10 protein-coding genes are annotated in these 12368 nt (G+C 73.6%); 8 read left to right on the forward strand and 2 right to left on the reverse strand.

What is annotated here, in order from left to right; all coding sequences use genetic code 11:
* Position 1: 1 nt before the first annotated feature.
* Complete coding sequence (locus Q0963_RS04660; RefSeq protein ID WP_299443307.1) at positions 2–778, reverse strand: class I SAM-dependent methyltransferase; 777 nt, start codon at positions 776–778, stop codon at positions 2–4.
* Positions 779–913: 135 nt separating this feature from the next.
* Between Q0963_RS04660 and Q0963_RS04665 the strand changes: the two genes are divergently transcribed.
* The 6 genes from Q0963_RS04665 (at position 914) to Q0963_RS04690 (ending at position 9029) form a co-directional block, all read left to right on the forward strand.
* Entirely contained in the window at positions 914–1135 is a 222-nt protein-coding gene (locus Q0963_RS04665; protein WP_299443310.1) for a hypothetical protein, read from the forward strand.
* 124 nt (positions 1136–1259) lie between these two features.
* Positions 1260–1757, forward strand: coding sequence for a hypothetical protein (locus Q0963_RS04670; RefSeq protein ID WP_299443313.1), 498 nt, complete (start codon positions 1260–1262; stop codon positions 1755–1757).
* 96 nt (positions 1758–1853) lie between these two features.
* Positions 1854–3392, forward strand: coding sequence for a flotillin family protein (locus Q0963_RS04675; protein ID WP_299443316.1), 1539 nt, complete (start codon positions 1854–1856; stop codon positions 3390–3392).
* A gap of 259 nt (positions 3393–3651) precedes the next feature.
* Positions 3652–5859, forward strand: a complete 2208-nt coding sequence (locus Q0963_RS04680) for a hydantoinase/oxoprolinase family protein (protein ID WP_299443320.1) — start codon at positions 3652–3654, stop codon at positions 5857–5859.
* Complete coding sequence (locus Q0963_RS04685; RefSeq protein ID WP_299443323.1) at positions 5856–7838, forward strand: hydantoinase B/oxoprolinase family protein; 1983 nt, start codon at positions 5856–5858, stop codon at positions 7836–7838. Before Q0963_RS04680 ends, Q0963_RS04685 begins: the two co-directional genes overlap by 4 nt.
* Before the next feature lie 9 nt (positions 7839–7847).
* Positions 7848–9029, forward strand: a complete 1182-nt coding sequence (locus Q0963_RS04690) for a CaiB/BaiF CoA-transferase family protein (RefSeq protein WP_299443326.1) — start codon at positions 7848–7850, stop codon at positions 9027–9029.
* A gap of 81 nt (positions 9030–9110) precedes the next feature.
* Here the strand turns inward: Q0963_RS04690 and Q0963_RS04695 are convergent, their stop codons facing one another.
* Positions 9111–10049 (reverse strand): DMT family transporter, encoded by a 939-nt coding sequence (locus Q0963_RS04695; protein WP_299443329.1) that lies wholly within the window; start codon positions 10047–10049, stop codon positions 9111–9113.
* 162 nt (positions 10050–10211) lie between these two features.
* Between Q0963_RS04695 and Q0963_RS04700 the strand changes: the two genes are divergently transcribed.
* A complete protein-coding gene (locus Q0963_RS04700) occupies positions 10212–11180 on the forward strand; it encodes a carbamate kinase (RefSeq protein WP_299443332.1) in 969 nt (322 codons plus the stop codon).
* A 22-nt stretch (positions 11181–11202) separates the two neighbouring features.
* A complete protein-coding gene (locus tag Q0963_RS04705) occupies positions 11203–12330 on the forward strand; it encodes a ring-opening amidohydrolase (RefSeq protein ID WP_299443335.1) in 1128 nt (375 codons plus the stop codon).
* Positions 12331–12368 lie beyond the last annotated feature (38 nt).

A 12368-nucleotide genomic window follows, 5' to 3' on the forward strand; every position in this document is an offset into this window, starting at 1 on the left:
GCTAGCCCGGGACGGTGCCGCGCACCCAGCGGGCCGTCGACGTCATCTCGATGACGCCGGACCCGAGCCGCCGCTCGAGCTCGGCCCGCAGCGCCTCCCTGGCGTCCTCGTCGAGCGCCGCGACGTACGCCCCGGCCGGCCCGATACCACCGAGGAGCGGGCTCCAGTAGTCCTCGAACGACGAGAAGCGCTGCGGCACGTCGGCCAGGCCTTCCTCCACGTCCGCGAGCCCGGCGTCCCTCAGGAGCGGCCCCAGCCCGCCACCGGCGGCGTGCCGGTCGAGGCCCTGGTCGACGACCTCCTGGCCCGGTCGCACGGCGGCCACGGCGTCCCAGAACACCCGGAGCATCGTCATCCCGCTCGCGTAGTCCCACACCGCGGCGCCGACGAGACCGCCGGGCCTGGTGACCCGACGCATCTCCCGCACTGCCGCGAGCGCGTCGGGAACGAAGTTGAGGACGAGCAGCGCCAGCGCCGCGTCGACCTCGTGCTCACGCAGCGGCAGGTCGAGCGCGTTGCCGACCTGGAAGCGCACGCGGGGGCTGCCGAGGCGCGCCTGCGCAGCGGCGACGAACGGCGGCGAGGGGTCGACCCCGGTGACCCGCACCGACGGGTGTCGCTCGAGCAGCGCCGCGGCGAGGTTGCCGGTGCCGCTGCCGACGTCGCAGACCGCCGTCGGGTCCTGCGTCCCCTCGAGCACGGCGTCCAGGAACTGTGGGGCCAGGGCCGCACTCCACCGGCCCATGAACCGGTCGTACCCCCGTGCGTCGTCGAACATCGGCCCAGCATGATGGCCGATCGCCGGGCGCGCCATGGCCCGGACGGGCTCCCCGCACGCACGGATCGGGCCCGACCGACAGGAGTCACCACCTCGCGGGACCATCGGGCCCCCGGAGGGCGCATACTGGGGGGGATGGCACAGCACCCCGCACGCGAACCTCGTTACTCCGCCGGCAGCCCCTTCAAGGCGCGCCCCGTCCCGGAGATCGAGGATTTCGCGGTCGGCGACCGGGTGACCCACGACAAGTTCGGGCTGGGTCGCGTCATCAAGCAGGGCAGCGGCGCGGTCGTCGTCGACTTCGGCGCCGAGCGCGCCCGCATCGCCAGCCCGTTCACCCGGCTCACCAAGCTGTAGCCGGCGCCGGGGGCCCGGTTCCCGCGACCACGCCCCCGACCCCGCAGCACCCGATACCCTCACCGGGACGGCGCCCGCGGACCGCGGCGCCACGGTCGTCGCCGGGGACGGGAAGGACGCACGCATGCAGGTCACGATGCTCGTCATCGGAGGGATCGGGATCCTGCTGCTCCTGGTGTCCTTCGTCCTCGGTGACATCCTCGACGGGGTCCTCGACAGCATCGGCCCCGAGGCCTTCTCGGGCCTGGCGATCGCCGGCTTCCTCGCCGCCTTCGGGTTCGTCGGCGCGCTCACCCTCGACACCGGCGCCTCCGCGGGCGTGGCGATCATCGCCGGTCTCGTGGCCGGCGTGGCCGCAGGTGCCGGGGCCGGGTATGCGAGCAGCCGCCTCATGCGCGGCGGCGACGAGTCCACCGTGCGGACCTCCGGGCTCGTCGGCCTCAGCGGGACCGTCGTCGAGGCCGTCCCGGCCGACGGCTACGGCATGGTCAGCGTCACCGCGGCCGGCCACATCACCCGGCTCAACGCGCGCTGCGAGGAGCCGCTCCCAGGCGGCACCGCGGTCGTCGTCACCGCCGTCCTCAGCCCCACCTCCGTCATGGTGTCGCGCCGCGGCAGCTGACGGCCCACACCGGACGGAACCGGGGGTCCGTCCGCAGCGTCCATCTCGACACAACCCACCCTGGGTGCCTCGGGCATCCGGAAAGGCCAGGCACCCATGTTCGGGTTCGATGTCTCCGTCGGGCTGATCTCCGTCCTCGGGCTCGTCCTCCTCGTCGTCCTCACCGGGCTCATCATCGCCTCGCGCTACCGCGTGGCCGGGCCCAACGAGGCGTTCATCGTCACGGGGCGCAAGGGCAACCGGGAGGTGAAGAACCCCGAGACCGGGCAGATCTCCACCGACCTGTCCGGGCAGAAGGTCGTCATGGGCGGCGGCGCGTTCGTCATCCCGTTCGTCCAGCGCCTCCACATCCTCGACCTGTCGAGCCGCCGCATCATGGTCCAGATCCGGGGCGCCGTCTCCGGGCAGGGCGTCAAGCTCAACCTCGACGGCGTCGCCATCGTCAAGGTCGGCGGCAACGAGGACTCGATCCGGGCCGCCGCCCAGCGCTTCCTCACCCAGCAGGGCGAGGTCGAGACCTTCACCCAGGAGACCCTCGCCGGCTCGCTGCGCTCGATCGTCGGCTCGCTGACCGTCGAGCAGATCATCCGCGACCGCGCCGCGTTCGCCCAGCGGGTCGCCGACGAGGCCGAGTCCTCGCTCACCGGCCAGGGCCTGGTGCTGGACACCTTCCAGATCCAGGACATCACCGACGACGGCACCTACCTGTCCGACCTCGGCCGTCCCGAGTCGGCGAAGGTCGGCCAGGTCGCCGCCATCGCCGAGGCCAACGCGCGGCAGGCGGCCGAGCAGGCCAGGATCGTGGCCGAGCAGGAGATCGCGATCAGCCAGCGTCAGCTCGCGCTGAAGCAGTCCGAGATCAAGGCCGAGACCGACGCGGCGTCCGCCCAGGCCGCCGCCGCCGGCCCGCTCGCGCAGGCCGACCGCGACCAGGCGATCCTCACCGAGCAGGAGAAGGTCGCCGTCCGGCAGGCCGCCCTCAAGGAGCGCCAGCTCGACACCGAGGTGCGCAAGCCCGCCGACGCCGCCCGGTACCAGGTCGAGCAGGAGGCCGAGGGCGCCCGCAACGCGGCGATCTACGAGGCCGAGGCGCGCAAGGCCGCCGCGATCGCGGCCGCCCAGGCCGACGCCGAGAAGGCCCGGCTCACCGGTGAGTCCGAGAAGGCCCGACGCTCCGCCCTCGCCGACGCCGAGGCCATCGAGGGCTCCCGCCGCGGTGAGGCCGACAAGGCGCTGCGTGTCGCGCAGGCCGAGGCGACCCGCGCCGAGGGTGAGGCGCAGGCGAGCGCCATCCTCGCCACCGGTCAGGCCGAGGCCGAGGCGATGAACAAGCGCGCCGACGCCTTCGCGCGGTACAACGAGGCCGCGGTGCTGCAGATGCTCGTCGAGGTCCTGCCGAAGGTCGCCCGCGAGGTCGCGGCCCCGATGGCGGCCATCGACCACCTGACGGTCGTGTCCACCGACGGTGCCGGTGCGCTGCCGAAGCAGGTGACCGACAACCTCACCCAGACCATGGCGATGCTGAAGAACACCACGGGCGTCGACATGCAGGAGATCCTCAAGCGGTACACCTCCAACGCCACGGGCAGCGCTCCGGCCGCGCCGGTCTCGACCGAGGGCGGCTCCGCGGACTGAGCCCGGCCCCGGGACCAGTCGAGGGCCCGCCGCGCGCCCCGGTGGCTGCGGCGGGCCCTCTGCCATCGCCAGGACCAGTTCCACCACCGCTGAGGGCAGAGGGCCGGCCTGTCTGGTGTTCGGTGCCGACACCACGCCGGATTGCCCGACCCGGCTCCACGGCCGCACCGCCGGGTTGGCGAGGATGGGGGCGGATCGGCCCGTCCGTCGGCAGCATCTGCCAACGCGACCCGGCACGGTTGCCGGTTGGATCGTGGGCATGGCGGTTGCGCAGCGGCGGATCAGGGTCGGCATCGACACCGGCGGGACGTTCACCGACGTCGTCGCCGTCGACGAGGACTCCGGCGAGGTCCTGACGACCAAGACGCCGAGCACTCCGGCCAACCCCGCCGACGGGTTCATCGCGGGCATCGAGAAGATCCTCGACCTCATGGGTGCCTCCGGGCACGACCTGAGCGCGGTGAGCCACGGGACGACGGTGGCGACGAACAAGCTGCTCGAGGGCAAGGTCGAGCGGCTCGGCTTCGTGACGACCGAGGGCTACGAGTTCATGCTCGAGATCGCCCGGCAGGCGGTCCCCGACGGCTACGGCAACTCGTACTTCTGGGTCAAGCCGCCGCGCATCGTGCCGGCCGACGCGGTGCGCACCGTCCGCGGCCGCCTCGACGTCTCCGGGGCGGAGGTGCGCCCGTTCTCGGAGGAGGACGCCGTGGCCGCCGCCCGGTGGTTCCGCGACCGGGGCATCACGACGATCGGGGTCTGCTTCCTGCACTCCTACGCCGACGACACCCACGAGCTGGCGATGCGCGAGGTGCTGCGCCGCGAGCACCCCGACGCGGTCGTGTCGATCAGCAGCGAGGTCCTGCGGGAGTACCGCGAGTACGAACGGGCGATGACCACGCTCGTCGACGCCGCCGTCAAGCCGAACGTCAGCCGGTACGTGACGAACATCCACGAGCGGCTCGACGGCTTCACCGGCGGGCGGCCGGTGCCGTTCTACGTCATGAAGTCCAACGGCGGGGTGCTCTCGGCCGACGAGGTCGTCCATCAGCCGATCACGACGGTGCTGTCGGGGCCGGCGGCCGGGGCGCTGGGGGCGGCCCTGATCGCCGAGCGGGCCGGCTTCCCGAAGGTGCTCACGTGTGACGGCGGCGGGACCTCCACCGACGTGTCCGTCGTCCTCGACGGGGAGCCCACCCTGACGACCGAGGGGTCGGTGGGCGCGTACCCGAGCAAGATCCCGATGATCGACGTCGTCACCGTCGGCGCCGGCGGCGGGTCGATCGCCTGGGTCTCCCCCGAGGGGATGCTCAAGGTCGGACCGCACTCGGCCGGGGCCGACCCGGGGCCGCTCTGCTACGCCCGTGGGGGCACGGACCCGACGATCACCGACGCGCACGTCGTCCTCGGCCGCATCCCCCCGCACCTGCTGGGCGGCGAGATCCCGCTCGACGTCGAGGCGGCCCGGTCCGGGCTCGTCGCGCTCGCCGAGCGGCTCGGGCTCGGGCTCGAGCGGTGCGCGGCCGGGGTCCTCGAGATCTCGGCGTGGAACCAGGCGAACGCGCTGCGCCAGGTGTCGGTCAAGCGGGGCCTGGACGTCCGCGACTTCATGCTCACGACGTTCGGGGGGTCCGGGTCGCTGCTCGCGTGCCGGCTCGTCGACGTCCTCGACCTGGCCGGGGTCGTGGTGCCGATGAACCCGGGCAACCTCAGCGCGTTCGGGCTGCTCACCGTCGACGTCCGCAACGACTACGTCCAGACCCACGTCGCCCGGCACGACGGCCTCGACCTCCGCGCGGTCGCCGCGGTCCTGGACACCCTGACCGGCCGGGCCACGGGCGCCCTGCGGGCCGAGGGGTTCGCCGACGCAGAGCACGAGTTCGTCCGCACCGCCGACCTGCGCTACTTCGGGCAGGCCTACGAGGTCCGGGTGCCCGCCGGTCCCGGCGTGGTCGACCAGGCGTGGGCGGCCGACGTCGCCCGGCACTTCCACGACGAGCACCGCCGCCTGTACGGGTACGACTTCCGCGACGACCCGACCCAGCAGGTCGAGTGGGTGAACCTGCGGGTCACCGGCGTCGGACCGATCACCCGCCCCGAGCCCCAGCCCCTCCCCGAGCGCACCCCCGACCCCACATCGACCAATAGGTCACAGCAGGTACACACCCCCGACCCCACATCGACCGATAGGTCACAGCCGGTCCACACCCCCGACCCCACCTCGACCGATAGGTCACGCGAGGTCCACGTTCCCGGTCTGCGCTCGACCCGGGATGTCTGCTTCGACCCCGACGACGGGTACGTGCCCACCCCGGTCCTCTGGCGCCCCGACCTGCGCGCCGGCGACACCTTCAGCGGCCCCGCCATCGTCGAGGAGTTCGGCTCGACCGTCCCGGTCCACCCCGGCTTCGCCGTCCGCGTCGACACCTGGGGCAACCTCGTCATCACGAAGGAGCCGACCCGATGACCGCCGACGCGCTGCTCCCCGCCGACCTCGAGGCCTACCTCGCCGCGGCCCCGGCCAACCCGGCGGGCCTCCCGACCGCGTACGAGCACGGCGGTCGCCTCACCCCCGAGGGGTCGGCGGTCGACCCGATCCTCGTCGAGATCGTCCAGGGCACCCTCGCCTCGGTCGAGATGGAGGTCGAGACGGCCATCGCCCGCACCTCGCGCTCCCCGATGATCCGCGACGCCCACGACTTCCGGGCCGGCATCCACGACCGGCAGCTGCGCAAGCTGACCGGCCGCTCGTACTCCGCACTCGTGCACCCGATCGTGCGGGACTTCCCCATCGAGCAGATGCGCGAGGGCGACGTCTACTTCCACAACGACGTGTACGAGTCCGAGGGCGGCATCGGCCACCTCCCCGACCTCTGCGTCACCGTGCCGGTCTTCCACGACGGCGAGGTCGTCGCGTTCGTCCAGGCGTTCGGGCACCACGACGACATCGGCGGCGCCGTCCCGGGCTCGATGCCGAGCGGGGCCCGGACGGTGTTCGAGGAGGGGCTGGCGGTCCCCCCGATCAAGCTGTGGGACGCGGGCACCCCGAACCGGGCGGCGCTGCGGATCATGACCCGTAACTCCCGCATGCCCGACAGCCTCGCCGCGGACCTCGACGCCGAGTGCTCGGCCTGCCTCATGGGCGCCCGGCGCCTCGGCGAGCTGTTCGCCCGCTACGGGCGCAGCACCGTGGAGACCGCGTTCGACGCCATCCTCGACGCGACGACCGAGACGTACCGCCGCGAGATCCTCGACCGGATCCCGGACGGCTCGTACGTCTGGGAGGACTACGCCGAGCACGACGGCGTCGACGACCCGATGCTGCACACCCAGCGGATCACCCTGACCAAGACGAGCACCGGCGGCCCCGGCCCCGGCGACGGCGGGCCGCGGATCATCCTCGACTTCACCGGGACCAGCGCCCAGGCGAAGGGCCCCATCAACCACTGCGGCGACTACGTCGGCGGCAACTTCCTCAAGAAGTGGCTCGCCCCGATCCTGCGCAACCTCGCCGACTCCCCCGAGCGGATGGCCGAGCTCGACGTCAACGAGGGCGTCGTGCCACTCATCGAGATGCGCTTCCCCGAGAAGGGCACGCTGCTGACCCCGGTGCACCCGGCTCCGACCAACGCCCGCACCTTCGTCATCCTCCGGCTGCTCGGGGTGCTCGCCGGGGTCGTCGCCAAAGCCGTCGACGGCCGGATGCCCGCCGACCAGGAGACGATCCGGTACACCGGCGTCTACGGCAAGGACCGTGACGGCAACGACTACCTCATGCGCGAGGTGCTGGGCGGCGGCTCGGGCGGGCGGTACTACGCCGACGGCGAGGACACCATCCACGTCGTCCCCGACAGCCGCAACCTGCCCACCGAGTTCACCGAGAGCCGCTTCCCGTTCCGGGTCGAGCGGCTCGGGCTCGCGGTCGACTCCGGCGGGGCCGGGCGGCACCGCGGCGGCCTCGGCTACGAGAAGCACATCCGGATGCTCCAGGACGCGCACTTCATGTCGATCGCCGACCGGTCGATCCTCGCCTGCTGGGGGGTCAAGGGCGGCAAGGCCGGCCGGTCGTTCGAGGTGACCGTCGACCTGGGCGGTCCCGACGAGCGGGTCGTCGACGCCCTCGCCGACGCCGAACCGGTGCGGGCCGGGCAGGTCGTCCGGATCCGGACCACCGGTGGTGGCGGCTGGGGCGACCCGCTCGAGCGGCCCTACGAGGAGGTCGAGCGCGACCTGCGCTGGGGCAAGGTCTCCTTCGACGGCGCCCGCCGGGACTACGGCGTGGTCGCGACCGGGACGAAGGACGACCCGGTGGTCGACACCGCCGCCTCGGACGCGCTGCGCGAGGCGCGGCGAGCCGAGCGCGGCGCGGAGCCCTTCTTCGACCGCGGCCCCGGCTACGCCAGACTGTCGGGCGGCGCGGCCGCCGCCGACGTCGACTGGCTCTAGGGAGGACCCGTGACCGGACCGCTGGACGGCATCACCGTCGTCGACCTCTCCCGCGCCCTCGCCGGGCCGCACGCGACGATGCTGCTCGGCGACCTGGGCGCGCGCGTCATCAAGGTCGAGTCCGCCGCCGGGGACGACACCCGCGGCTGGGGGCCGCCGTTCGTCGGGCCCGAGGACGACCCGGTGTCGACGTACTTCCTGGCGGCCAACCGCAACAAGGAGTCGATCGTCCTGGACCTGAAGTCCGACGACGGCCGCCAGACCCTGGCCCGGCTCGTCCGGCACAGCGACGTCCTCGTCGAGAACTTCCGCCCCGGCGTCATGGAGCGGCTCGGCTTCGACGTCGCCCGGCTCCACGAGCTCAACCCCGGGCTCGTCGTGCTCGCGATCAGCGGCTTCGGGCACGACGGCCCCGAGGGCGGCCGGCCCGGCTACGACCAGATCGCCCAGGGCGAGGCAGGCCTGATGTCGGTGACGGGTCCGGGCCCCGACGAGCCGACGCGCATCGGCGTCCCCATCGGCGACCTGCTCGCGGGCCTGCACGGCGCCTACGGGGTCGCGGCCGCGCTGCGCGAGCGTGAGATCACCGGGCGCGGGCGCGTCGTACGCACCTCGCTGCTGGCCTCCGTCGTCGGGGTCCACGCCTTCCAGGGCACCGCGTACACCGTCGCCGGGCAGGTCGGGCGCGCCCAGGGCAACCACCACCCCGCACTCGCCCCGTACGGGCTGTTCCACGCCTCCGACGGTCCCGTGCAGGTGGCGATCGGGGCCGAAGGGATGTGGGTGCGCTTCGCCGAGGCGTTCGGCATCGACCCGGCGGACCCGCTGCTCGCGACCAACGCGGCCCGGGTGACCAACCGGGAACACCTCATCGAGGTGATCGACGCCGCGTTCGCGTCCTGGACCGCGCTCGACCTGCTCGCCCGGTTGGCCGAGCTCGGGATCCCCGCCGGCAAGGTCCGCAGCATCGACGAGGTCTACGACTGGGACCAGACCCGCTCGCAGGGCCTCGTCATCCCCGTGGACCACCCCGTCCTGGGCCCGATCGAGCTGCCCGGGTCCGCGCTGCGCTTCGACGACAACGCCCACAGCGGGGGCCGCGAGACCCACCTGCCGCCGCCGGGGCTCGACGAGCACGGCGCCGCCGTCCGGGCCTGGCTCGACGAGCAGGACGGACCCGCCCCCCGCTGACCCCTCCATCACTGCGAACGTGGGTGAACACCGGCTGCTATCCGCCGATCTTCACCCACATCAGCGGACTCCCGGCTCCGGTCAGCGGGCGGCGGCCAGGGCGTCCTCGGCCCGGTCGGGCGCGACGACCGACGGGCGACGGCTGCGCTGCTCGTTGAGCGCGAGCCCGACGACCGACACGAGCACGATGACGAAGCCCAGCCACTGTGAGCCCTCGGGCCGGGCGCCCAGCGCGACGACGCCGACGAGCGCGGCGGACAGCGGGAAGGCGAGCTCGGCGAGGGTCGCCCGCGAGGCCGGGGTGCGCCCGAGCGCCCGGTAGTACAGGACGAGGGCCAGCAGCCCGGGCAGGAGCGCCAGCAGGAGGACGTTGACGACGGCGTCCGAGCCGAGCGCCAGCGGGGTCGAGGTGACACCGGCGATGACGGCGAGCGTCACCAGGCCGACGGCGAACCGCAGGGCGGTGAGGTCGGAGAACCTCAGCTCGGCGCTGGCGAGCCGGCCGAGCACCGTCCCGGCCGCCCACAGCGCGGCCGCGCCCACGGCGAGCAGGGCGGCCTGAGCGCTCGACACCGACACCCCGAGCGGGTCCGGGAACGCGAGCAGCCACGCGCCGACGAGCGCGGGGACGGCGAACGCGGCGTAGGCGGGGCGGAGCCGCTCGCCGAGGACGACGGCCGCGAGCGCGATGGCGATGAGCGGCTGCAGCTTCTGCAGGACCTGGGGGGTGATCGGGTCGCCCAGCCGGAACGCCGCCGTGAACAGCGTCGTCGCGAGCGCCGAGGACCCGGCGCCGATGACGAGCACGCTGACCTTCGTGCGGGCGCTGGCGGCCAGGACCCGCCGCGCGGCGGGCACGAGCCACGGCAGGGTCAGCGCGACGAGGACGAGGTGCTCCCAGAACACGATCGCGAGCGCGGGGTACTCCTGGGCGAGCGGCCCCCGCCACAGCGACGACAGCCCCCACAGCGACGCGGCGACGGCGACGAGCCAGGTGCGGTCCGATCGGGTGGCGGCCATGAGCGACAGCATCCCCCACGACTCCGCCGGCCGGTACACCAGGTCCGCCACCCGGCCAGCGGGTCGACTTCCCTTGCCAAGCCGTGGTGCGCTGTTGGGCAACTCTCGACGACGCCCGGTGCGCTCGTCCGCTCCTAGGGTCGAGGTCCGGGCACGCGCCCGGTGAGCCGACGGAGCGAGGTGACGATGCGGGTCCTGCTGGCACTCGGCGGCAACGCGATGACGGGCCCGGACGGCAGCGCCACCCCCGCGGCCCAGATCGCGGCCGTCACCGGCGCCATGGAGGCGGCAGCCCGGCTCGTCGCGGCGGGGCACGAGCTCGTCATCACCCACGGCAACGGCCCCCAGGTCGGCAACCTCCTCGTCAAGAACGAGCTCGCCGCGCACGTCGTCCCGCCGGTCCCGCTGGACTGGTGCGGGGCCCAGACCCAGGGGACGCTCGGCTTCACCATCCTCGACGCACTCGACGCCGCGCTCGCCCGGGCCGGTGCGACCCCCCGGGTCGCTGCCCTGGTCACCCGCACCCTCGTCGACCGCGACGACCCCGGGTTCACCCACCCGAGCAAGCCGGTCGGACGCTACCTCGACGAGGCGCAGGCGCGGCGGATGATCGACCACGACCAGGTGTGGGAGGACCGCGGCGAGAAGGGCTGGCGGCGCGTCGTCGCGTCCCCGGAGCCGCTGGAGGTGCTCGACGTGGGGGCGGCCCGCACCCTCGTCGACGCCGGGTACGTCGTCGTCGCGGCCGGCGGGGGCGGCATCCCGGTGGTGCGCGAGCCCGACGGGACCCTGCGGGGTGTCGAGGCGGTCATCGACAAGGACCTCACGGCGGCGCTGCTCGCCCGGGCACTGGACGCCCACGTCCTCGTCATCGCCACCGACGTCGCCCACGCGGCCGTGGGCTTCGGCACCGACGCCCAGCGGGACCTCGGCCGGGTCACGCTCTCGGAGCTGCACCGGCTCGCCGACGACGGGGAGTTCGCCCCGGGCTCGATGGGCCCGAAGGTCGAGGCCGTCTCCCGCTTCGTCGCCGGCGGCGGTGCACGCGGCGTCATCACCTCACTCACCCACATCACCGACGCCGTCGACGGTGCCTTCGGGACCGTCGTCGAGCCCGACCCGACCGCCTGACCCGCTACGAGAGGAATCCGCCGTGCCCGACGCCATCGAGGTCCGCAAGGTCCCCCTGCACTCCGTGTCCGACGCCTCCGAGCTCGGCGCGCTCATCGACGCCGGCATCATGGAGGCCGACCGCGTCATCGCCGTCATCGGCAAGACCGAGGGCAACGGCGGGGTCAACGACTACACCCGGATCATCGCCGACCGGGCCTTCCGCGAGATGCTCGTCGCCAAGGGCGCCGACCCCGAGCGGGTCAAGGACGTCCCGATCGTGTGGTCCGGCGGCACCGACGGGGTCATCAGCCCGCACGCGACGATCTTCGCCACCGTGCCGGCCGACCGGGCCGAGCAGACCGACGAGCCGCGCCTCACCGTCGGCTTCGCGATGAGCGAGACGCTGCTGCCCGAGGACATCGGGCGCACCGCCATGGTCAGCAAGGTCGCCGACGCGGTGCGGGTCGCGATGGAGCGCGCCGGCATCAGCGACCCCGCCGACGTGCACTACGTCCAGACCAAGACCCCGTTGCTCACGATCGACACGATCCGGGACGCGAAGAGCCGGGGGCACGACGTCTTCACCGAGGACACCCTGACCTCAATGGACGTCTCGAACGGCGGCACCGCGCTCGGCATCGCCGTGGCGCTCGGCGAGATCGAGATGCCCCGCGACGAGGACGTCCTGCGGGACCGCAGCCTGTACTCGTCGGTGGCCTCCTGCTCCTCGGGCGTCGAGCTCGACCGGGCCCAGGTCGTCGTCGTCGGCAACGCGCGCGGGGTCGGTGGCCGCTACCGGATCGGGCACTCCGTCATGGCTGACGCCGTCGACCAGGACGGGCTGTGGGCCGCCATCCGCGACGCCGGCCTCGACCTGCCGGAGCGTCCGCACCACAGCGACCTGGACGGCCGGCTCGTCAACCTCTTCCTCAAGTGCGAGGCGAGCCAGGACGGGCGGGTCCGCGGGCGTCGCAACGCGATGCTCGACGACTCCGACGTGCACTGGCACCGGCAGATCAAGGCCGCGGTCGGCGGCGTCACCGCGGCCGTGACCGGCGACCCCGCCGTGTTCGTGTCGGTGTCGGCGGCACACCAGGGCCCCGACGGCGGCGGCCCCGTGGCCGCCATCGTCGACCTCGGCGAGGACCCCACCGGCTACCGCCCCTGACCGCCCGACCTTCCGGGGTCTCCCCGGAAGGTCGGCTC

Origin of the sequence: uncultured Phycicoccus sp. (genome assembly GCF_947495705.1) — a bacterium.
Taxonomy (GTDB): Bacteria; Actinomycetota; Actinomycetes; order Actinomycetales; family Dermatophilaceae; genus Phycicoccus.